Annotated in this window: 21 protein-coding genes; 9 read left to right on the plus strand and 12 right to left on the minus strand. The window is 70.9% G+C overall.

The features are described from left to right. Window positions 1–773: 773 nt before the first annotated feature. The gene (locus HNQ79_RS25240) at window positions 774–1,220 is read right to left on the minus strand and encodes a VOC family protein (protein WP_229923469.1); all 447 of its coding nucleotides are present in this window, start codon (window positions 1,218–1,220) and stop codon (window positions 774–776) included. Between the two features lie 362 nt (window positions 1,221–1,582). Between HNQ79_RS25240 and HNQ79_RS25245 the strand changes: the two genes are divergently transcribed. After that, window positions 1,583–2,476 carry a LysR family transcriptional regulator gene (locus HNQ79_RS25245; protein WP_185034864.1) on the plus strand — a complete coding sequence of 298 codons (894 nt, stop codon included), beginning with the start codon at window positions 1,583–1,585 and terminating at the stop codon, window positions 2,474–2,476. A gap of 109 nt (window positions 2,477–2,585) precedes the next feature. On the opposite strand, the gene HNQ79_RS25250 is transcribed toward HNQ79_RS25245, so the two are convergent. From HNQ79_RS25250 to HNQ79_RS25300, 11 genes are read right to left on the minus strand one after another with little or no spacing between them, the layout of a single operon-like run. Continuing rightward, complete coding sequence (locus HNQ79_RS25250; protein ID WP_185034866.1) at window positions 2,586–4,169, minus strand: amino acid adenylation domain-containing protein; 1,584 nt, start codon at window positions 4,167–4,169, stop codon at window positions 2,586–2,588. A 13-nt stretch (window positions 4,170–4,182) separates the two neighbouring features. Further along, window positions 4,183–4,707, minus strand: coding sequence for a flavin reductase family protein (locus tag HNQ79_RS25255; protein WP_185034868.1), 525 nt, complete (start codon window positions 4,705–4,707; stop codon window positions 4,183–4,185). After that, window positions 4,694–5,557, minus strand: coding sequence for a hypothetical protein (locus HNQ79_RS25260; protein WP_185034870.1), 864 nt, complete (start codon window positions 5,555–5,557; stop codon window positions 4,694–4,696). Before HNQ79_RS25260 ends, HNQ79_RS25255 begins: the two co-directional genes overlap by 14 nt. Continuing rightward, complete coding sequence (locus tag HNQ79_RS25265) at window positions 5,554–6,159, minus strand: 4'-phosphopantetheinyl transferase family protein (protein WP_185034872.1); 606 nt, start codon at window positions 6,157–6,159, stop codon at window positions 5,554–5,556. Before HNQ79_RS25265 ends, HNQ79_RS25260 begins: the two co-directional genes overlap by 4 nt. Further along, entirely contained in the window at window positions 6,156–7,271 is a 1,116-nt protein-coding gene (locus HNQ79_RS25270) for an acyl-CoA dehydrogenase family protein (RefSeq protein ID WP_229923468.1), read from the minus strand. Before HNQ79_RS25270 ends, HNQ79_RS25265 begins: the two co-directional genes overlap by 4 nt. After that, on the minus strand, window positions 7,268–7,528 hold the full coding sequence (locus tag HNQ79_RS25275) for an acyl carrier protein (protein WP_185034874.1): 261 nt from the start codon (window positions 7,526–7,528) through the stop codon (window positions 7,268–7,270). The genes HNQ79_RS25270 and HNQ79_RS25275 overlap by 4 nt, the downstream gene beginning before the upstream one ends. Beyond that, on the minus strand, window positions 7,525–8,391 hold the full coding sequence (locus HNQ79_RS25280; protein WP_185034876.1) for a hypothetical protein: 867 nt from the start codon (window positions 8,389–8,391) through the stop codon (window positions 7,525–7,527). The genes HNQ79_RS25275 and HNQ79_RS25280 overlap by 4 nt, the downstream gene beginning before the upstream one ends. Continuing rightward, window positions 8,388–9,704: a TrpB-like pyridoxal phosphate-dependent enzyme gene (locus tag HNQ79_RS25285; RefSeq protein ID WP_185034878.1), complete on the minus strand. Its 1,317-nt coding sequence runs from the start codon at window positions 9,702–9,704 to the stop codon at window positions 8,388–8,390. The genes HNQ79_RS25280 and HNQ79_RS25285 overlap by 4 nt, the downstream gene beginning before the upstream one ends. Beyond that, the gene (locus HNQ79_RS25290; protein WP_185034880.1) at window positions 9,701–9,982 is read right to left on the minus strand and encodes an acyl carrier protein; all 282 of its coding nucleotides are present in this window, start codon (window positions 9,980–9,982) and stop codon (window positions 9,701–9,703) included. The genes HNQ79_RS25285 and HNQ79_RS25290 overlap by 4 nt, the downstream gene beginning before the upstream one ends. 40 nt (window positions 9,983–10,022) lie before the next feature. Then, entirely contained in the window at window positions 10,023–11,327 is a 1,305-nt protein-coding gene (locus HNQ79_RS25295) for a glutamate-5-semialdehyde dehydrogenase (RefSeq protein WP_229923467.1), read from the minus strand. Continuing rightward, window positions 11,320–12,036 carry an alpha/beta fold hydrolase gene (locus tag HNQ79_RS25300; protein ID WP_185034882.1) on the minus strand — a complete coding sequence of 239 codons (717 nt, stop codon included), beginning with the start codon at window positions 12,034–12,036 and terminating at the stop codon, window positions 11,320–11,322. Before HNQ79_RS25300 ends, HNQ79_RS25295 begins: the two co-directional genes overlap by 8 nt. 347 nt (window positions 12,037–12,383) lie before the next feature. Here HNQ79_RS25300 and HNQ79_RS25305 point away from each other — a divergent pair, with 347 nt between their 5' ends. Genes HNQ79_RS25305 through HNQ79_RS25335 form a run of 8 tightly spaced genes read left to right on the plus strand, consistent with a single transcriptional unit; the run spans window position 12,384 to window position 21,752 of the window. Next, window positions 12,384–13,700: a KamA family radical SAM protein gene (locus HNQ79_RS25305; protein ID WP_185034884.1), complete on the plus strand. Its 1,317-nt coding sequence runs from the start codon at window positions 12,384–12,386 to the stop codon at window positions 13,698–13,700. Further along, complete coding sequence (locus HNQ79_RS25310; protein WP_185034886.1) at window positions 13,697–14,950, plus strand: pyridoxal phosphate-dependent aminotransferase; 1,254 nt, start codon at window positions 13,697–13,699, stop codon at window positions 14,948–14,950. The genes HNQ79_RS25305 and HNQ79_RS25310 overlap by 4 nt, the downstream gene beginning before the upstream one ends. Before the next feature lie 23 nt (window positions 14,951–14,973). Further along, on the plus strand, window positions 14,974–15,240 hold the full coding sequence (locus tag HNQ79_RS25315; RefSeq protein ID WP_185034888.1) for an acyl carrier protein: 267 nt from the start codon (window positions 14,974–14,976) through the stop codon (window positions 15,238–15,240). Then, entirely contained in the window at window positions 15,237–16,415 is a 1,179-nt protein-coding gene (locus HNQ79_RS25320; RefSeq protein WP_185034890.1) for an acyl-CoA dehydrogenase family protein, read from the plus strand. Before HNQ79_RS25315 ends, HNQ79_RS25320 begins: the two co-directional genes overlap by 4 nt. Next, window positions 16,408–17,952 (plus strand): amino acid adenylation domain-containing protein, encoded by a 1,545-nt coding sequence (locus HNQ79_RS25325; RefSeq protein ID WP_185034892.1) that lies wholly within the window; start codon window positions 16,408–16,410, stop codon window positions 17,950–17,952. Before HNQ79_RS25320 ends, HNQ79_RS25325 begins: the two co-directional genes overlap by 8 nt. Next, window positions 17,946–19,226, plus strand: coding sequence for an aminotransferase family protein (locus tag HNQ79_RS33980; protein WP_229923466.1), 1,281 nt, complete (start codon window positions 17,946–17,948; stop codon window positions 19,224–19,226). Before HNQ79_RS25325 ends, HNQ79_RS33980 begins: the two co-directional genes overlap by 7 nt. After that, window positions 19,223–20,506: an ATP-grasp domain-containing protein gene (locus HNQ79_RS25330; RefSeq protein ID WP_229923465.1), complete on the plus strand. Its 1,284-nt coding sequence runs from the start codon at window positions 19,223–19,225 to the stop codon at window positions 20,504–20,506. The genes HNQ79_RS33980 and HNQ79_RS25330 overlap by 4 nt, the downstream gene beginning before the upstream one ends. After that, window positions 20,499–21,752, plus strand: a complete 1,254-nt coding sequence (locus tag HNQ79_RS25335; RefSeq protein ID WP_185034894.1) for an ATP-grasp domain-containing protein — start codon at window positions 20,499–20,501, stop codon at window positions 21,750–21,752. Before HNQ79_RS25330 ends, HNQ79_RS25335 begins: the two co-directional genes overlap by 8 nt. Window positions 21,753–21,810 lie beyond the last annotated feature (58 nt).

Here is a 21,810-nt window from a genome sequence, read left to right on the forward strand (position 1 = left end):
GGCCGCTCTCACCACTCCTCTGAACGAGGACGACCGGGAACGCCCGCACGGACCGGCTCTTCGAAGCAGTCGCTCCGACTCACGGCCGGGAAGCAACGGGTCGGCGAGCGGCGGCGATGCCGCAGGTCCGTTGCCCGAGGAGGCGGTGCGGCTGCTCGCGGCGGGCCTGGCCCGGGCGCCGGCCGACGCGTTGCGGGACCGTCCCGTAGAGCCCGACAGATGCGCGAAGGCTCCGGTGTGCTCCGAGGTGGCCGGTCAACTGCCTCTGCCCGCAAGGACCAAGGAACTCGACTACTCCGCGAAGGCTACAAGGGCGCCTCGACCAGCTGTGCGTGGGGAGAGATACTCGGCGACCCCGAGAAGGTCAGGATCACGGGCCTGACCGACAAGGTGCACGCGTTCGTCGGCTGGGAACTGAAGCGCGACGACCACGAGACCGACCAGCAGCGCAAGGACTCCCCAGGAGGACGCCGCCAAGGAAACACCGGAGACGGACCTCGGCTTCGGAGACGAGGCGTACTGGAGCGCCCCTTACGGGTCCTACCCCGATCCCGAAGAACACTGCAGCCTGTACGTGCGCGACGGCAATCTCGTGGTCCGCGCGGCCCTGGGCGGCGAGGAACACCCCGCGTCGACCTGCGAGTCGGAGGCCAAGGGGATCGCCCGCGCCGCGATCGCGGCCATGCCAGAGTGAGGTGACCGGCCGTACCCGGGCGCCGACCGGAAATCCAGGGGGCGGCCGGGACGGCGTAGTCCGGTCGTCGGACGGGTGCCTACCTGACGAAGATGCAGAAGGGGTGACCTGCCGGGTCCGCGTACACGCGGAACGGCTCGTCCGGGCCGTCCTTGCGGTCCTGCCACAGCGAGCCGCCGAGGGCCAGAACGCGGTCGTGCTGCTTGCGCAGGTCCGCGATCGACGCCACGCTCAGGTCCAGATGAAGTTGTTGCGGCACCTCGTCGTCCGGCCACGTCGGCCGGGTGAGCCTGGCGACCTGCTGGAAGGCGAGCTGTGGAGTTCCGTCCGGGGTTCGCAGGACGAGCCAGTCGTTGCCGCGCTCGTCGGGCTGCCCTTCTTCCGGCGGCTCGTCCCCGGGAGCGTAGGTCAGGCCCAGCAACTCGCGGTAGAACTCGGCCAGCGTCCTGGCATCGGTGCAGTCGAGCACCACTTGGCACAGTTGGGGCACGTCACCCTGGCCCGTTACGCCCTTTTGGTCCGTCACGTCGAGCACCTCCGGTGGTCATTTTGCACGGTCGCGACCGCGGAAGATGAACGACACGTACTCCCGCACTGTTCACCTTCGATATCTCCGGTTCAGCTGTCGGCCCCTTTAGGGGTTCGACACTAAGTAGAGGCAGAGTACCCCTCCCTTTGTGTAACAAACGCGCATCTTTTTCCTTGCGAGCGGCGGGGTGGTGGTGTTACGTTCGACTTCGAAAGTATTGCCGAAACGACGACCAGCATCCTTTCTCTTCGCCGCTTCTGCGCAGGCGTGGAAACCGGTGCCGTTTGGCGCAATACACGCACCAACGCATGAATGCACCACGGTAGCACTCGGACATATCTTGGCGTAGCGGGGGCAGTGTGGACACTCGACAGCTTCAGGCTTTTCTCAGTGCGGTCGATGTCGGGAGTTTCACGAGAGCGGCGACCAGGCTCAACGTCACTCAGCCGACCATCACGAATCGCATCAAGGCCCTTGAGCAGTCGTTGGGTTCCATTTTGCTGGAACGACTGCCGGGCGGCGTCCGGCCGACCAGCAACGGCCTGGCGGTTATACCCCACGCCCGCGAGATCGTCCGGCTCACGGAAGAGGTGCAGCGGACGATCGCCGCACCCGGTGAAACACGTGGCCGGGTGAGCGTGGGTTCGCCGGAGAGCCTGACCAGTCATCGACTGTTACCTCTCATCGAATATCTCTACATCCGCTATCCGCTCATCGATTTTTCGGTCCATTTATCGTCTCCGCAGGATGCTGTTGCTCAGCTTCGTAGCGGTCAGCTGGACTGCGTTTTCCTGATCGGCGCGCAGCAGTCGCACGAGGATCTGGAATTCAACGTCCTCCGTCCGGAACCGCTTGCGCTGGTGGCCGCGCCAGGCCGGACCGAGGGCGACGGCGACCGGGGCACACCGACTGCGGATTCCTTTTCGACCATGCTGGTGTGTTCCGACGTCGATGCCGCATTCTGTGACGGCATTCCCCTGCTCAGCGATGTCGCCACCGGAACTCCGAAACGCCGGACATTGAAACTCAATACGATCGACGCGGTGAAACGGATCGCCGCTAACGGAATAGGCGTTGCCCTGCTGCCGGAAATAGCCGTCGCCCAGGAGATCGCACAGGGGGTGCTGCGGAAGCTGAACTGGCAGCCCGCGGTGCAGACCTTCACCCAGACGGTATGGCGACGCAGCAGAATTCCCCGGCCGGCTCTGGACACCGTTCTCGCGGCTGCGGAGCAGGTCGTCCGCGAAGAATAGACGGCCGTCCCCGATTCCCTCTCCGTTTCCCCGTACGGACGAACTCCTCCGCGGTGCCGCGCGCATCGGATCACGCCGCACCGCGGGAAGGACAACAAAGCTTGTCCGACTAGGCGCTCGCGAGTGAGGCGACAAGTTTACGGTGATCGGTTTTGCCGTGCTGATTGACCGGCAGTGCGTCCGTCACCCGCATGAGGCTCGGCGCCATGTAAGCGGGCATCGAGCGCAGACAGAACGCCACGACGTCGCTCTCGTCGGCGGGCCGTGCCTCCTCGTCGAAGACCACGAAGGCCGCCAACTCGGGTTCTTGTCCCGGGGATTCCACCACGAGGGCGGCGGCCTCGGTCACTCCCGGGAATTCCAGGAGACGGCGCTGCACCTCATTCAGTTCCACCCGGTTGCCACGGATCTGCACCTGGGAGTCGTTGCGTCCGCAGAAGTACAGCTCGCCGTCGTCTCCGCGACAGGCGAGGTCGCCGGTCCGGAAGACCCGTTGCCCCGACCGGGGTTCGACCGGATCGGGGACGAGGGCTGCGGCGCTCGCCCCGGGGTCCGCCCAGTAGCCGGAGAACAGCGCGGGACTGCGCAGGTACATCTCGCCGACCGTCCCCGCCTCCTCGATGACCGTGCCGTCCTCCCCTACGAGCAGCAGTTCCGCCCCGGTGTGCCCCTGGCCGATCGGCAGGCGCCGGGTCTCCTCCGGGAGCGGGCGGGGTACGTCGGCGAAACTGGCCGCCATGGACTCCGTGGCGCCGTAGCAGTTGACGAGGCGCATCCGGGGACGCAGCCGCTGCAGGTGGCGCAGTTCCGACGTGGGGAACTCCTCGCCGCAGAACAGGACACCGCGCAGGTCGGGAAGTTCGGCCAGCTGCTCGGGGACGTGTCGCAGCACCTGGCGCCAGATCGACGGAACGCCGTTGACCTGGGTGGCCCCGGTGGCCCGCAGGACCTTGAGGAACCGGGTCGGCCAGCGCAGCAGGGGCCGGGGTACCGGCACCAGGGCGGCACCGCTGCCCAACGCGAGGCCCAGGTCCAGCAGGGAGAAGTCGAACTGAAGGGGCGAGGTGGACGCCACACGGTCGTCCGCGCCGACGATCCTCTCGGCCAGCATCCCCCGGTAGAAGGACACGACCGCCCGGTGGCTCATCACAACGCCCTTGGGCCGACCGGTGGTTCCCGAGGTGAAGATGATGTACGCCGTGTCGGTGGGCGCGAGGGCCCGGCGGCGGCGCGCGCCGGGCACCGGCGGGTGCGGCACCCTGATGCCCTCCGGGCCGAACGAGCCCTGCCCGACGGGGGTCGCACCCGGCGCGGCCGTGGCGTCGCAGGAAGCGGCGGTGAGACACAGGGCGGGTTCGGCGAGTTCCGCGATCGTCGCGCGCCGTTCGGGCGGCGCCTCCGGGCTGACCGGTACGAACGGCAGCCCCCGTGCGGCGCAGGCCAGCAGAAGCGCGACGGCCTGCGCCGACATGTCCGACACGATCATCACCCGGTCGCCGATGTCGAGGCCGTACCGGTCCAGCTCGGCGGCGTAACGGGCGGCGCTGTCCTGCAATTCGCGGAACGTCGTGGTGCGTACGGTGCCTTCGGCGTACTCCACCACCGCGGGCCGCTCGGGGGTGAGGGCCCCCGCCGCGAGAAGGAACTCGTCGAAGCGTTGATCGGGCACGTGCGTGAGGTGTCCGGGGGACATCAAGGCCTCCAGGTCAGCGGATGTCGTCGGGTGTCGTCGGCCGGGGAAGGGCCGGCACCGTGGTGTGGGGCTCGCCGGTCACCAGCACCAGGGGTGCCGCGGCGGCGGCGCGCAGGTCACGGACGGAGCCCACGAGCAGGATGTGGTCGAGGGCGCGAAGGGACTGTTGCAGGTCGCAGACCAGCGACACGGCCGCACCGCTGAGGAGAGGGGCCCCGTGGGCGACGGTGTACTCCAGCCCCCGGAAGCGTTCGCGTGCGCTGCCGGTGGCGAACCGGCGTACCAGGGAGCCTTGCTCGTGCGAGAGCACGTTGATGACGAATCGTCCCGCGGCCTGGATGTCGTCCAGGGTGCGGCTTCCGTACTGGAAGGCCACGAGCACGCTCGGCGGGGCGACCGACAGCGACATGAGGGAGGTCGTGGTGCATCCCACCGGTCCTGCGGGCCCCAGTGCGGTGGTGACGGCCGCACACTTGGCCAGCCTGGTCATGGCCGCGCGGAACTCGCGTTCGTCGACGGCTTCCTCAAGGCTGATCATGGCGTTCCACCGTCCTGGTCGTGAGCTCGATGAGCGTGTCGAAGGCCTCGGCGACGACTCCGCCGCGGTGGCGGCCGCGCCGGGCGGATTCGGAGGCGAAGCGCAGGGCTTTCGGCAGTTGGGCCCACGCGGCCGCCGCCTCGGGGTCGCCGTGCCGGGTCAGCGCGTGCTCGTGGTGGCGCGCCGCGGCCCACAGGTCGTCGGCGTGCTGGTGGAGTGCCTGCTCGTCCCTGACAAACCGGTCGCGGAGTGCTTCCAGTACCTCTGGCAGCTCCCGTAGCCACTCCCCCGACCAGTCGGTCTCCGCGCCTCCGGCGGGACGCAGCCAGCGGTACCGGTCGGGGTCGCCCACGTGGGTGGGGACGCCCAGTGCGTACACGTCCCGGTGGTGCAGGTGGGGGGCCTGGCGGCCGAGGGGGGTCATCGCTCTGCACAACTCGGCGTCGCCCAGCGTGCCTTCGAAGGGGCGCTGCTCGCCGCCGGGCATGAGCGCCGTGAACCCGTCGGTGACGTCCCACGCGTCGTCGCGGCGTCCGCGCAGCAGGAACCAGTGGGCCACCGGCCGCTCATCGTGGTGCGGGGACCAGGGGAGGTGGAAGGCGTTGCCGACCACGATCACCGAGGCGTACCGGGCGAGCTGCTCCCCGAGTGCCCGGCTTGCCGTCGTCCAGTCCTCCGCGTCGGCATAGGCGAGGCCCGGGTCGATGCGGTCGTGATGGGAGAAGGCCAGCGTTCCGTCCGGGGCGTCGGTGCGTACCCACAGATGCACGGCGTCCGCCAGGCGGTCTGCGGCTCCGGGGCCGAGGTGGTCCACGAGGGCGGTGCTGTAGCACGACAGCGGAGTTGTCATCGGCTCTCCTCGTCCCAGGCGCAGGCCATGGGGGCGTCCGCCAGGCCACGCACCTTGCGCCACTGCAGTCCCTGCCAGCTGCCCCGGTCGGCGTGCGGGGGCACGTCGATGGTCCACGGGAGGCCGCCGATCCCGGAACCGTCCGCCTTGACACAGGCTTCCTGCACGGTCCAGATCTCGGCGAAGACGGTGTCGCGCCGTCGCGGGGAGAGTCCGGCCAGGGCCTCCAGGTGGCCGCGGGCGCACCTCCGCAGCAGCCGAGCGCCGACCCGGTCGGGTGGTAGTTGGATGTCCACGCCCACGCGCCGGTCCGCTCCCACGCAGACCGCCAGGTGCTCGTCGTCGTGGGAGATGCTGATGCCGAGACGGGGCCGGCCGTGGAGGAACGGTTTGCCGTTCGGTCCCGCGACGACCGGCGCGCCCGCGGCTTGCGGCAGCACCTGCGAGAGCAGTGCCCGCAGCAGCGCACGGCCCCCCAGAAGCTGCTGGGCGCGCCACGGGGCCGCGCCGCGTACCGCGATCCGGTCCGCCGCCGTCACCTCCTCGGTACGGGGCGTCCCGCTCGCCGCCCACACGGCGGGGCCGATCTCACGCACTCTCATCGGTCCAGCTCCTCAAGGAGGTCGGTGGCGGCGCCGGCCATGACGGACAGCACGATCTCGGTGGTACCGCCGCCGATGCCGAACAGGGCGGCCTGGGCGCGCAGCTCCTGGGGCCCGCCGCGGCGGAAGCCGTGTGCGCCCTGGAGGTGGGCGCACTCGTCGAGGACCCGTTCGACGGTGCCGGCGGCGCTGGCCTTGAGCATCGCCGCGGACGTGGCGTCCCGTCCGGACGCGACCGCGTCGGCGAGGCCCGCGGTGAGCGCCTGGTGCTGCCGGGCGAGCAACAGGGCGGCCGCGTACCGCTGCCGGATGCCTTCCACATGCCACAGGGTGCCGTCCGCATACGGGCGCTCCCGCAGGTGGTGCAGAGTGTCCCGCAGCACCCGTCGGCACAGTGCGACGGCCCACAGTGCTCCGGCGAGGCGCTCGGAGGCGATGTGCGCGGCGAATCCGCTCATTCCGCGGCCGACGCCGCCCATGACGTGTTCCCGGCCGAGGCGGACGTGGTCGAAGGAGAGGTGTCCGGTGCCGGAGCCGTCGAACAGATCGGTGTCGGCCGGTTCGGCGTGGACTCCTGGGGCGTCGGCCGGGACCAGTACCCAGGTGAAGTTGGTGAAGTGGGGGCCGGGCCGGTGCCGGGCCAGGACCAGTAGGGCCTCGCACCGGGTCGCGTTGGTGATCCAGCGTTTGGTGCCGTTGAGTTCGACCACGTCGTCGTCGAACACGGCTTCCGTGTTCAGCGACGTCAGGTCGCAGCCGGCCGTGTCGTCGGTGGCGGCGAGCGCCACGACCGTCCGGCCGCGCAGCGCGTCGCTCAGCGTCCGGGAGGCGGGGCCGGCGGCTCGGGCCAGCAGCGGCAGGCAGGTGGCGAGCGGCACGCACACCGCAAGGGTCGTCCCCAGGGAGAAGCGGCCGTCCACCGCCGCCAGCAGTCTGCCGAGCTCGCCCGGTTCGAGCCCGCGGCGCGGGTCACCGTCGCGGTACGCGCGGGGCAGCAGCCCCTCGGCGCCCAGCGCTCGCCACACCTCAGGTCCGCTCGCCCCGGTCGTCAGAGCGTCGAGCGCCCGGTACGAGGGCGGGTCGGCCCGGGGCAGCAGCGTCGGCGTGCTCACGCCGCCGCCTTCCGGTCCTCCTGGCCGGTGCCGGCCCGCTGCACGGCGTTCCACAGGGCGCCCGCCGTGGCGAACGTGGCGTCGTTCAGGTCCTCGTCCGGCAGCGAGACGCCCAGCTCGTCCTCGATGGTGAAGAGCAGGTCGATGGCTTTCATGGAGTTCAGGCCCAGGTCGTGCAGTCGGCTGTCCTCGGTGAGCGGATTGCCGTTGAGGTACGGCAGGAAGGGGGTCAGCAGATTCTCGAACGTCGCGTTCACGGGGTCTCCTTCTGGTCGGTCGGGGTGGCCAGGACTGCACGGTCGGCGGTGAGGGCGGCGGCCAGGTCGGGCAACAGCGCCCCGGGGGTGGGCCTGCCCCTTTCCGCCCGGCGCAGGGCGATGAACGCGGCAGCGGTGAGTTTGTCCCAGCGCTGCAGGTGCTCCTGAGCGTCGAGGTGCTCGCCCCGGTGCAGGCGGTAGGCGGCGTGCAGGCGGCGTGCCCTGGTCATCAGCCAGGTCTCGGCGGTGAGTCGGCGCAGTGCCGCGAGCCGGTCCGGGTGGCTCTCGTAGGCCTCGACGTAGGATGCCGGGTCGGCGAGGTGCACAGCGGGGGCGGGAGCGCGGTAGCCGGCCGAGGCGGCGGGGAGCGTCGCGAGGGTGACCGTGGGCAGTCGGTGCCACGGCAGCTTCCACCGTCCGGGGCGGGCGGGCCCCCACGCGGTTTCGTTGTCGTAGGCGTCGACCACCACTGCCTCGTCCCCCTCGGCGGCGACGAGGAAGCTGTGCTCCATGTGGCTGTGGCCGGCGTAGGGCAGCCACGGCATGTGGTAGCTGTCGCCCACGGCGTAGACGACGGGTGCCTGTGCCGCGAGGACGCGCAACCGGTCCGGCCGCAGGTCGTGGTGGCAGTTGCCGGTGGTCAGGCCGACGAGTCCGGTCGCCTCGGCCACATGGGACTCGACGGCCGGGTCCACGGTGGGCAGTCCGTCCGGCCCGGTGCGCGGCGCGAAGCGCAGGGTCGCGCCCAGAGCCAGGTGGCGCAGGGGCCCGCCCCAGCGGTCGGCGAGCACGGCGAGGTTGGCCTGGATGCAGTCGAGCAGTTCCGTACGCACGTCGGTGGCATCGGCGAGGACGGCGGTCACGTTCGAACTGCCACGGTCGCCAGTCCGGACACCGCGTGTGCCAGTGCCTCGTCGGACGGAGACTGGTCCTCGACGCCGCCGTCGAGGAAGTGCTCGTACGCCGCCAGGTCCAGGTAGCCGTGACCGCTGACGCAGACCAGGACTCCCTGGCGGGCGTCCGGGGAGGCGGCGATCCTGGCGGCGGCGGCCAGAGCATGTCCCGACTCCGGGGCGGGCAGGACGCTCTCGTGGCGCGCCAGCAGCCGTCCCGCGTCGAGTGCGTCGGCCTGGCTGACGGCCATCGCGTCGATGTCCCCGCTGTGCCGCATGGCCGAGATGACCTTGGCCGCACCGTGGAAGCGCAGCCCCGCGGTGTGGGCGTCGGGAATCTGGTAGTCGCTGCCGATGGTGTACATCGCTTCCATCGGTCCGCTGCCGGTGGCGTCGGTCTTGTCGTACGCGTAGACGCCACGGGTGAGTTTCGGGGTGGAGCTGGACTCGGCGGCGACCAGGCGGGGGCCTTCTGTTCCCGCTGTCCGGGCGGCGGCGTGGAACGGCAGGGCGATGCCGCCGAAGTTGGAGCCCGCGCCGACGCACCCGATCACGGTGCCGACCGGGGCGTCGAGTGCGGCGAGCTGCTCCGCGGCCTCCAGGCCGATGACCGACTGGTGCAGGATGCTGTAGGTCTCGCCACTGCCGATGCAGAAGGCGACCCCGTCGTTGTCCGCGGCGTACTCGACTGCCTCACCGATGGCCAGGGAGAGGCTGTTGCCCGCGGCGAGGTCCTCCTTCGCGGCGACCTTGGTCAGGCCACTGGGGCTGGAGTGCAGTTCGGCGCCGAGCATCCGCATGAGCACCCCTCGGTAGGGCTTGCGCTGCAGGCTGGAGTCGACCATGAAGACCCGGCAGCGCAGTCCGAACAGCGCGCAGGCCGCGGCCAGCGCGGTGCCCCACTGGCCGGCGCCGGTACCGGTGACGAGCTCTTCGACGCCCGCCGCCTTGTAGTAGTGGGCCTGTGCGAGCGCGGTGTTGAGCTTGTGGCTCCCGGAGATGTTGCCGCCCTCGTTCTTGACGTAGATCGGCACCCGCGCGTCGACCGCCTCCTCGAAGCCGCGGGCACGCCACAGCGGGGTGGGCCGGTATTGGCGGTAGCGCTCGACGACGGGTGCGGGGATGTCCCAGTACTCGCGGGTGGACACGCTGTGCCGGATGAGCTCGACCGGGATGTTGATCTTCACATCGCCACTGGCGCGGGGAGGTGTCACGTCCGGCGGCAGCGGCTCGGCCAGGTGGGGGAGCACGCTGCGCCACCGGCTCGGGGTCTCGAGTGTCATCGTGTGGCCTCCGCGGTGGTCACGACGTCGATCAGGTCGCCGACGGTGCGGAAACTGCGGCCCACGAACAGGTTGTCCGGCAGTGCCGCGTCCAGTTCGTCCTCGATGCGCACGAGCATGCCGACGAAGCCGAGCGAGTTGACGTGCAGCAGGTCACCCACGAGTGGCTCGTCCTCGGAGACGCTCTCCGGGGCGATGGACAGCCGGGACTCGGCGACGACCGTCTTCTTCACGACGGTGGCCACGGCGGCCCGGTCGAGCGACAGGTTCGGAGGCATGGTCTTCCTTTACGGGTACGGGAGGGAAGGGAGCGGAGGGTCAGCCGCGCAGCGCTCCGGCCGCGTCGGTGACGTAGCCGTAGGTGACGAGCGAGGCGAGGGTCACCGGGCCTCGGACGTGCAACCGCCCGGTGGCGATGGCGATTTCGGAGCCGAGGCCGAGGGTGGGGCCGTCGTGCAGGCGGAGGGAACCGTTGACGACGACCATGGCGGCGTCGACGCGCCGCCGGAACGCTTCGACGACGTCCGCATCGTCGGCAAGGACGCCTTCGGTGTGCCCGGAGCCGTGGGCGCGGACGTGCTCCAGGGCCTCCGCCACCCCGTCGACGGCTACGAGTGCCACGACGGGGCCGAGGAACTCCCGGCCGAGGTCGTGCGGGGCCAGCGGTTCGGCCCGCAGCCCCGGCGAGACGGGAATGGTGGTGCCTGGCTCAGTCCTGACGGTCAGCGTCGCGTCGGCCTCCTTGAGTTCCTGCGCCAGGGCCTCCACATAGGGGGCGGCGACCGCCCGGTCGACGAGGACGGTCTCCACCGAGGTGCAGCCGGCCGGTTCGGGGAGTTTGCTGTCGAGCGTGACCCGGGCCGCGAGGCCGAGGTCAGCACTGTGATGGACGTACAGGTGGTTGGCGCCGCCGCCACTGGCGATCAGCGGGATCGCGCTGGTGCGGCAGTAGTCGACGAGTGCGGGGCTGCCCCGCGGGATCAGCACGTCCACCTGGTCGGGGCGCTTGAGCAGGGCCCGCAGCAGTCGGCGGTGCGGATCGTCGAGGACGGTCACCAGGCCGGGCGGCAGTCCCGCGTCGGTCAGGGCGTCGTGCAGGGCGCGCTGCAGTGCCGCGTTGGTGGCGGCGGTTTCCTTGCCGCCGCGCAGGAGCACCGCGTTGCCGACGGCGACCGGCAGCAGCGCTCCGTCGACGGTGACGGTCGGCCGGGCCTCGTAGACCATCATCACGAGGCCCAGCGGGCGCGGGACGCGGTGCACGGCGCGTGCGGCGCCCGACACCGGCACCTCCACGTCGGTCACGGTCGCCAGCTCCCGCCGGGTCCGCTCTGCCAGCGCCACCATGCCGTCCCGGTGGGCGTCGGTGAGCCGTATCCGGTCCACCAGGGTGGGCGGCATGCCCGCCCGTCCGGCTTCTTCGACGTCGGTCGCGTTGGCCGCCGTGATCTGCGGCCAGTGCGCGAGGAGCTGTCCGGCGAGGGCGGCGCAGTACCGGTCGTAGGCGGGGTCGCCGAGCGGCGGCGCGGCGGTGTGGGCCGCTCGGGCGCGGGCGAGCAGTTCGTCGGGCACGGTCGACGCGTCGGGCACGGCCCGCTCGTCAGGCACACTCCGCTCGTCAGGCACGTTCAGCCTCCGTGGTGGTCAGGAACTCGTCGAGGTGACCGAGCAGCAGCGGCAGACGGTCACCGTCGAAGGCGCCGAAGTGGTCGCCTGGCAGCGGCCGGACCGTCAGCCGGGAGGCCACGTCGCGCCATGCCGCGAGGTTCGCGTCGTTGTCCTCCTCGGCGCAGGGCAGCAGCAGCGTGGGACAGTCCTGCCGTTGTGCCGCCCGGTAGGCGGTGACCGCGTCGAGGTGCGCCTCGACGGTCCGGGTGACGTTCTCCTGGGGGACGCCTCCGTCGTCGGTGACTGAGCCACGCACCCGCTCCCGCCAGTGGTGGGCGACCGCCGGGTCGCGGTCGATGCGCGTCGCCGGGCTGTCGATGAGGACGACGCGTGGCCGAAGCCCGCGGGAACTCAGCCGTGCCGCCAGCTCCCAGGCGACCGCCCCGCCGAGGGACCAGCCGAACAGCAGGTCCGGCGGTTGCGGCAACTCGTCCAGCAGGTGGGCGTACCGGTCGGTCATCGCGGCGACCGTACGGTCCGGGGTCTCGCCGGCGGCGAGACCGTGACCCCGGATGCCGAACACCGTTCCCCTGCGGCGGAGTTTGAGAGCGACACCGGTATAGGCGCCGAGTCCGCCGCCGGCCGGGTGGATGAGGACGGTGCACATGCCGGGCCGGGGGCGGGTCATCGGCACCAGCATCGGCTGGGCGACCTCGACGTCGTTCACGACTTCGGTCCGTGTTCCGGACCGCGACGCGGGGCGTGATTCATGGTCGGCACTCCTTCGACGCTGATTGGTATCGACACGGCTTTCCCTGCCCGGCAAACGCAAACTCAGCTGTATCGAGGGACATTAAGCCTTCTTATCCGCACCTCAAGAATGCCTATGGGAATGCCCGCGGAAGCCAATTCATCTTTCGCATGACGTTATTCGAAATGCTGATGACGGAATTTCTTCGCCGTGCGTGCTCCGTGAGGTGCCGGGTAGTCGGCGGAGGACGTCGTGACCAACCCGGTGGGAAAAGTTCCACGGTTGCCCAGGCATTCCGCCGAGCCTTACTCGAAGGAATTCGCATGACACTGCTGCTCGATCGCCCAACGGGCGCCACACGCTTCCGGGCGTTCGGACCTCGCCAGATAGACGACATAGCGGACCGGTACGGATTGAGCCCGGCCCTTCGCGACGGCATCGCCCTGCTGGCGCACGTCCTCCCTTTCCGGGTCAACGAATACGTCCTCGACGAGTTGATCGACTGGACCCGGCCGGAGGACGACCCGCTCTTCCGGCTGGTCTTCCCGCAACGCGGCATGCTGGCAGCCGAGGACGAACACGCCCTGGAGCAACTGGTGCGCTCCGGTGCGAGTACGCGCGAGACCGCCGCCCTGGTCAAACGGATACGCACAGGCCTCAACCCGCACCCGTCGGGCCAGCAGGAGTACAACGTGCCGGTGCACCGGGGCGAACGGCTGCCCGGACTGCAGCACAAGTACCGGGAAACGGTCCTGTACTTCCCGACCCAGGGCCAGTCCTGCCACTCCTACTGCACCTACTGCTTCCGCTGGGCGCAGTTCGTCGGCGACCCCTCGCTGCGTTTCGCCGCGCCCAACCCGGGCCGGCTGGTCGCCTATCTGCGGGACCACCCAGAAGTCAGCGACGTGCTGGTCACCGGCGGCGACCCGATGGTGATGAGTACGGAACGGCTGTCCGCCCACCTGGACCCGCTGCTGAAGATCGGCTCGCTGCAGACCGTGCGCATCGGCACCAAGTCACTGGCGTACTGGCCGCACCGGTTCACCAGCGACAGCGACTCCGCCGAACTGCTGCAGTTGTTCGAGCGGGTGGTGGCGGCCGGAAAACAAGTCGCGGTCATGGCCCACTTCACGCATCCCCGCGAGCTGCGGACCACAGCGGTCCGGACCGCGCTGCAACGCATCCGCTCCACCGGCGCGGTGGTCTACTGCCAGGCGCCCATGGTGGCGCACGTCAACGACCGGGCCGAGACCTGGGCCGAGCTGTGGCGTGCCGAACTCGCCGCCGGTGCGGTCCCGTACTACATGTTCGTCGAACGCGACACGGGTCCCTACGACTACTTCAAGGTGCCCCTGGCCAAGGCGCTCGAACTGTTCCAGACGGCCTACCGGACGCTGCCGGGGCTGGCGAGGACCGTACGGGGGCCGGTCATGTCCGCCACGCCGGGCAAGGTCGTCGTCGACGGGGTCGAGGACCACGCGGACGGCCGCCACTTCCTGCTGCACATGGCACAGGCCCGCAACCCTGCCCTGGTGGGCCGCCCCTTCCGGGCCCGCTACAGCCCCGACGCGGCCTGGCTGTGCGAACTGGAACCGGCCGCCGACGTACCCGAGGACATCAGGGCGGCGATGCAGTCATGACGTCCATGTCTCCCAACCTGGCTCTCAACGAGCAGGTCGCCCGGCTGCGCGCCGACGGGCGTGCGATCGTCCACCTGGGCTTCGGCGAGTCCCGGCTGCCGGCCTTCGGTCCGCTGGTGGAGCAGTTGTGCGCGGGGGCCGGGCGCAACGCGTACGGCCCGGTCGCCGGGTCGCCCGACGCGCTCGCCTCCACCGCGGGCTGGTTCGCCCGCAGGGGTCTGCCCACCGACCCGGACCAGGTGATGCTGGGTCCGGGCAGCAAACCGCTCCTGATGGCGCTGAACCTGGTTCTGCCCGGTGACGTACTGCTCCCGCGCCCGTGCTGGAACTCCTACGCGCCGCAGGCCCGCCTAGCCGGCAAGCGGGTGTGGGGGGTACCGATCCCGGTCTCCTGCGGCGGCATACCCGACCCGGCCGCGCTGCGGACCACGATCGGCAGGGCCCGCCGAGAGGGCGGCGACCCACGCATCGTCGTCCTCACCCTGCCGGACAATCCGACCGGCACACTCGCCGGGGCCGACCTCGTGCGCGAGGTGTGCGCCGTCGCCGAGGCCGAGGATCTGACGATCGTCTCCGACGAGATCTACCGGGATGTCATGCACGTGCCGGACGCCCCGTTCCTGAGCCCCGCGGAAGTCGTCCCGCACCGCACCGTGGTGACGACGGGGCTGTCCAAGTCCCTGGCGGTGGGCGGCTGGCGGGTCGGAGCGTTGCGCGTACCGCCGGGCGACGACGCGGGACGGCGCCTGCGGGAGGGACTGATCGGTGTCGCCAGCGACATGTGGTCCACCCTGTCCGGGCCGTTGCAGCAGGTGGCCGCGTACGCATTTGCCGACCCGCCGGAGATCCGGGCGCGCCTGGCGGCGAGCGCCCGGCTGCACGGCGCGGTCGCCCGCGCGGTGCACGCCGCGGTGGTGGCGGCCGGCGCGCACTGCCGCCCGCCGACGGGCGCCTTCTACGTCTACCCCGACTTCGAGCCTGTACGTGCGGCCCTGCGGCTGCGCGGCGTGAACGACTCGGCGTCGCTGGCGCGCCATCTGCTCGACGAGCTCGGTCTGGCCGTACTGGCGGGGCACCTGCTCGGGGACGATCCGCAGGCGCTCCGCTTCAAGGCCGCCACCAGCATGCTCTACGGCGAGACCGCGGAGGAGCAGGAAGCCGCCCTGGGCGCCGAGGACCCACTCGCCCTTCCGCACGTCGCCGACACCCTGATCCGCGTCGAAGAGGGATTCGCCAAGCTCACCGCCTGACCACTCACCTCCCGGGAGGGACCATGGACCAGTCCGACGTAAGCGCCGTCGTCATCGACACCACCGCCGAGGTCCTCGGCGTCGACCGGGCCGCGCTGCACGCGGCTCCCACTCTGACCGCCCTGCCGTCCTTCAACTCCTTCCGGATCGTGGAGATCGTCGAGCGCGTCGAGGAACAGCTCGACGTGGAGGTCGAACCGGGTGATCTGACGCCGGACAACCTGACCCGTCTGGACACCCTGACCGCCCTGTTCTGCCGGGCCGCCCTGGGAAGCGGGATCGCCCGATGACCGTCACCGACACCCGCCCCGCGCGTTGGTCGACCGCCGACCTCGACCGCGCGGTCCAAGAGGTCGACGCCGTCACCGCCCTGCACGCCGCCGACTGCGACCGTGACGCCCGCTTCCCCGAAGAAGCTTTGGCGGCGCTGCGCTCCACCGGACTGCTGGGGCTGATGGTGCCCGCCGAGTACGGCGGGGCGGGCGGCGGCCTCGCCGACATGGCCGCCGTCAGCAGCCGGCTCTCCCGTACCTGCATGTCCGTCGGAATGATCTTCACGATGCACTGTCAGCAGGTCGCGGCGGTCGTCCGTGACGGCGGCCCGCTGCGGGACCGGCTGCTGCCCCGCGTCGCCCGTGGCGAGCTGTACCTGGCGTCCGTGACCACCGAGGCCTCGACCGGGGGGCACCTGCTCTCCTCGGGCGCGTCACTGACCGGCGACGCGTCCACCCTGCACGTCGACAGGTTCGCGCCGGTCGTGACCGGCGGCAGCTTCGCCGACGGGTTCCTCCTCACGATGCAGGCCCCCGACGCCACATCGCCCACCCAGGTGTCACTGGTCTACGCCGACCGGGACCAGCTGCGGGTCACCGTCAGGGGAGGGTGGAACCCGATGGGCATGCGGGCGACGCACAGCGCGCCGCTGCACCTGGCCGGTGACGTACCGGCCGGACAGGTCGTCGGCGTGCACGGCGGGTTCCGCGACATAGCCGTACGCACCTTCGCGCCGATGGCGCACATTGGCTGGGCCGCGTGCTGGCTGGGCACCGCGGACGGCGCGCTCAGCCGCACCGTGACCCTGCTGCGGGCCGAACGGCGCAGCCGCGGCCTCGACTCGGAGCTGCTGCTGCGCCGACTGTCCCGGGTGCGCCAGCGGCTGGACACCGTGCATGCCCTGATCAACCACAGCGTGTCGGTGCTGGAGAAGACCATCGACAGCACCTCCGCGTCGGTTCAACTCCTCATCAACGCAGTGAAGTTGACTGCTTCGGAGATGTGCCCGGCCGCCGTCGACGAGCTGGTGGACCTTCTCGGCATGCGACACGGTTACCTGCGCGACTCCGACCTCGCCCTGGAACGGGCGCTGCGCGATCTGCGCTCGGCCCCCCTGAACTACAGCAACGACCGGTTGCACGCCGCCGACGGCGCACTGGTACTCATGGACCGCGAGGTACGCCATGTCTGAGACCCTCTACGACGTGTTCGCCGACGGCGCCCGCCGCCATCCGGACCGGCCCGCACTGGAGGTCGGCGGCACCACCCTCACCTACCGGGAGCTGTCGGCAGCCGCCGGCCGGCTGGCCACGGAGCTGGGCCCGGTGCCGGCCGGAGCGCGGATCGGGCTGCTGGCCTCCCGCACTCCTCTGGCCTACGCCGGGTACTTGGCAGTCCTGCGGGCCGGCGCGACCGTCGTCCCGCTGAACCCGATGTTCCCGCCGGAGCGCAACGCGACGATCGCCACCCGGGCCGGACTGTGGCGCATCCTGCTGGACACCTCGCTGCGTGCTTCGCCGGCACCGGTGCGGATACCGGTCGTGGAGGCCGGTCCGGACGGACGGCCGACGGGTTTTGCCCGCCCGACGGGTTCGGCTGCGACGTCCGCCGACGCACAGGGGCCGTCCCCCGCCGAACCGGGCCCGCACCACCCCGCGTACATCCTGTTCACCTCCGGCTCGACGGGCACGCCGAAGGGACTGCCGATCGGGCACGGCAACGTCCTGCCCTACATCGAGCACCAGGTCGCACGGTACGACGTCGGTCCCGGCAGCCGGCTGAGCCAGACCTTCGACCTCACCTTCGACCCGTCGGTGTTCGACATGTTCGTCACCTGGGCGGGCGGGGGGACGCTCGTCGTTCCCCAGCGCGACGACCTCGCCGATCCGGCGGCCTTCGGCGCACGGCACCGGCTGACGCACTGGTTCTCCGTACCCTCGGTGGTGTCCCTCGCCGCCAGGATGCGACGGCTGCCGGCCGGCAGCATGCCCGACCTGCGGTGGGGGCTGTTCGCCGGGGAGCAGCTGACGCTTGACCAGGCACGGGCCTGGCACCGGGCCGCCCCGGACGCGGTGATCGAGAACCTCTACGGGCCCACCGAACTGACGGTGACCTGCACGGTCCACCGGCTGCCCGCGGACCCGGCACACTGGCCGGACACCCGCAACGGCACGGTGCCTATCGGCCGTTGCCTGCCCCACCTGGAATACGTCGTCCTCGACGAGCACGGCGCCCCCTCGCCCGAGGGAGAGTTGTGCGTGCGGGGCCCGCAGCGGTTCTCCGGCTACCTCGAACCGGCCGACAACCAGGCCCGGTTCCTCGACTGGTCCCCCGGACGGACGGCGACCGGCCCGGCAGCCGCCGGCACGCCCGCGACGCACCTGTGGTACCGCACCGGCGACCGGGTCGTCGACGACGACGGTGTACTGACCCATCTGGGGCGGCTGGACGAGCAGGTGCAGGTCCACGGGTACCGCGTCGAGCTGGGTGAGATCGAGGCCGTGCTGCGCGCCCACCCGGGCGTGCAGGACGCCGCCGTGCTCTTCGACGGCGTCGACCTCAAGGCCCTGTACGTCGGCTCCGCCCTGCCCCCCGAGGACTTGGGCGGCTGGGTCGCCGCCCGGCTGCCGGGCTACATGGTGCCGGGCCGGTTCGTCCCCGTGGAGCTGTTCCCCCTCAACGACAACGGCAAGCTCGACCGCAGGAAGCTGGAGGCACTGGCGTGCTGAGGAACCCGCATGACGCCCTTTGGTACAACTCGATCACCCGCGAGGCCGTCGACACCGGTGCCATCGAGAGCAGCGCCATGTCCCGGGGCAAGGGGTGCTGGGTACAGGACGCCTCCGGCACGTGGTATTTGGACGCGCGTGCCGCGATGTGGAACACCACCCTGGGCTACGACGCCGAGCGGGTCGTGGAGGCGATGACCGGACAGCTGCGCCGACTGCCCGTCGCGCAGATCATCCGGTACGAGGAGCCGTCCGACGTGGCGCTCGAGTACGCCCGCCGCCTCGTGGACACGCTGCCCGACCCGCTCAACCACGTGCGGTTCGGCAGCACCGGCTCCCAGATGACCACCGCGGCCGTCCTGCTGTCGCGCTTCGTGCGCAAGGTGGCGGGACAGACGGACCGTACCAAGGTCATCGCCTTCACCAACGGCTACCACGGCACCGGAGGCATCGCCGGCGCCCTGACCGGGGAGCGGCAGATGCACGCACTGCAGGCGCCGCTCGTCCCCGACGTCCACCACGTGAAGCCGTGGAACCTGGAGGCACTCGCGAAGACGGTGGAGCGGCACGGTCCGGAGCACATCACCGCCATCATCGTCGAGCCCGTCATGGGCACCGACGTGCTCGCCGCTCCGGACGGCGCGCTGCGGCACATCCGCGACCTGTGCGACCGGCACGGCATCCACCTGATCGCCGACGAGGTGACCACCGGATTCGGCCGTACCGGCGCCATGTCCGTGATGGCCGACAACCGGGTGCTGCCCGATCTGCTGGTCCTCGGAAAGGGCATCACCTCCGGGTATTTCCCGTTGGCGGCGCTGGTCTGCACCGACGCGCTGTTCGACGAGGCCATCTCCCGGCCGGAGTACGTCTTCCCGCACGGCTGCACCGCCGACGGCCACCCCGTCGGGATGGCGGCCGGCCTGGCCGTCCTCGACGAGCTGGCCGACGGTTCCCTCTTCGGCCACGTGCGCGCCGTCGGAGAGCACCTGCGGCAGCGGTTGCGGGAACACGCGGCCACCACTGCCCTGATCCACGACGTGCGCGGTGCGGGGCTCATGATCGGTGTCGAGCTGCGCGACGGCGACGAGCGGCCGGGAGCGGCAAGCATGGCGGAGGTCCGGCGGGCCTGCCAGGAGGCCGGGCTGCTGCTCACGACCACGAACAGCACCCTGGTGCTGATGCCGCCGCTGGTACTGACCGAAACCGAGGCGGACGAGCTGGTGAAACGGCTGGTCGGCGCACTGGACGACGTCGCCGCGGCCCGGTCGTGAGCGGTCGCGGCGCGGGGCCCAACGGCCGGGGCACGATCGTCGTCGTCGACGGCTTCGGCTCGGCGGCCAGGCTGGTCGAGGCCTTCGGGGCCGCCGGATACAACTGCGTGCGGGTACAGAGCACCGTCGACGTCCCCGAGCACTACCTGCGCGAACTGGACCTCGGCCACTACCTCGCCAACGTCGTCCATCACGGCGACCTGGGGGTGACGCTCGGCGCGCTGGCCGTCCACCGGCCCCGCGCCGTCGTCGCCGGGGCCGAGCAGGGCGTCGAACTCGCCGACGCGCTGGCGGAAGCGGCCGGGCTGGAGGGCAACGGCACCGCTCTCAGCTACGCCCGGCGGACCAAGGACGCCCAGGCCGCCGCGGTGGCGCAAGCGGGTCTCGCGACGGCGCGCCAGCTCACGGTCCGGAACGCGGACCAACTGGCCGACTGGCACCGGGGCCTTGGCGGACGCGTCGTCGTCAAGCCGGTCCGCAGCGCCCGCAACGACGGCGTGTCCTTCTGTGACACACCGGACGAAGCCGTCGCGGCGTACCTCCGTGTCCGGTCGGCCGTCAACGACTTCGGTCTGCGCAACGAGGGCGTGGTCGCCCAGGAGTACCTCAGGGGCACCGAGTTCGTGGTGAACACGGTCGGCTGGGACGGCCGGCACCGGGTGACCGACGCCTGGCGCTACAGCAAGATCAATATCAACGGGGTGCGCGACCGCATCAACGGCATCCTGTCGCTGCCCCCGGCCGACCCGCGCTGGGCGGAGCTGCGGCACTACTCCTTCGCCGTACTCGACGCCCTCGGGATCCGCTACGGGGCCGCCCATCTGGAAATCGTCCTCACCGACGACGGACCCCGGCTGGTCGAGGTGGGGGCGCGGTTGTGCGGGTCGGACGTCGCCCGGTATGCCGTACTGGCGACCGGCGAGTCACAGACCGACCGGGTGGCCCAGGCCTACGCGGACAGCGAGAAGTTCCTGGCCGACGTGCACGCCCCCTACCGGCGCGACGCCCACGCGGCCATGGCGTTCCTCGCCTCCCCCGTGGAAGGCCGCCTCCGGTCCTACCCGCTGCTCGACCAGGTAGAGCAGCTCGAAAGCTACCGGGGGCGATCGGTCAAGGTCTCCCCGGGCCAGATGCTGCGCCGCACCGTCGACGACAGCTCCGAACCGCTCTCCATCGGTCTGGCGCACGCCGACGCCATCACGGTGGAGAAGGACTTCCAGACCCTCTGCTACCTCGACGGCCACGGATTCTACGAGCTGGAGGAAACCCCTCATGGGTAAGGGACGCACCATCGCCCTCGTCGACCCGTACGGTGCGGTCAACGACTTGGGGAAGGCATTCCGCGACGCCGGCCTCGACTGCGTCCGCGTGCAGTCGACCCCCGAGGTGCCTCCGTCCTACGGGCCGGCCGACCTCACCGGATACAGCGACAACATCGTCCACGACGGCGACTTCGACCACATGGTGGCCCGCCTGGCAGAGGTGGGTCCCACGGCCGTCGTGGTGGGCAGTGAGCTGGGCGTGGAGTTCACCGACCAGCTGGGCGAAGCCCTCGGCCTGCCCGGCAACGGCACCGCACTGAGCGAGGCCCGCCGCGACAAGTTCGTTCAGATCGAGACGCTGCGCGCGGCCGGGCTGCCGACGACCCGCCAGATCCGGGTCGACGACCCCGACGGGCTGGCGGCATGGCACCGGGAGACCGGCGGCCGCATCGTCGTCAAGCCCGTGCGCAGCGCGCGCAACGACGGGGTCTCCTTCTGCGACACGCCCGAGCAGTCGCGGGCCGCCTACCACCGCATCATGTCCCGCAACAGTGTCTTCGACGTGCCCAACGAGGGCGTCGTCGCACAGGAGTACCTCAGCGGGACCGAGTTCGTCGTCAACACCGTCAGCTGTGAGGGCCACCACCGCGTCACGGACATGTGGAGGTACCAGAAGATCACCGTCAACGGCATGCGGGACCGGATCAACGGCATGACCTCCCTGTCGCCCACCGATCCCGACTGGGACTCCGTGGCCGCGTACTCGTACGCGACGCTCGACGCACTGGGCATCCGGTTCGGGCCTGTCCACCTGGAGGTGATGCAGACCGACGACGGGCCCCGCCTGGTGGAGGCGGGCGCACGGCTGTGCGGCGCCGATGTCGCGCGGTACGCGGTGCTGCTGACGGGCGAGTCCCAGGTCGACCGCACCGTGCAGGCGTACGCCGACCCCGAGCGGTTCGCGGCCGAACACCGCAAGCCGTACGCACTGGACAACCACGGGGCCATGGCCTTCTTCGCCTCCCCCGTCGAGGGCGTCCTGCGGAGTTACCCGCACGCGCACCTCATCGAGGAGCTGGAGAGCTGCGTGGGCCTGCGGCTGCGGTTCACTCCCGGGGAGCGCCTCGTACGCACCACCGACGACGAGAGCGAACCGGTGGTGGTGGGTCTGATCCACCCTGAACGCTCCGTCCTTCTCCAGGACTTCGCCACCGTGTGCTACCTGGACGGCTTCGGGTTCTACGACCTCGAACCGGAGCGGTGAGCGGCCCGGCCGCCGCATACACCCCGCGGCCGGTGGCAGCCGCCGTACGAACGACAGA

The sequence above is a fragment of the Streptomyces candidus genome (assembly GCF_014207445.1).
GTDB lineage: Bacteria > Actinomycetota > Actinomycetes > Streptomycetales > Streptomycetaceae > Streptomyces > Streptomyces candidus.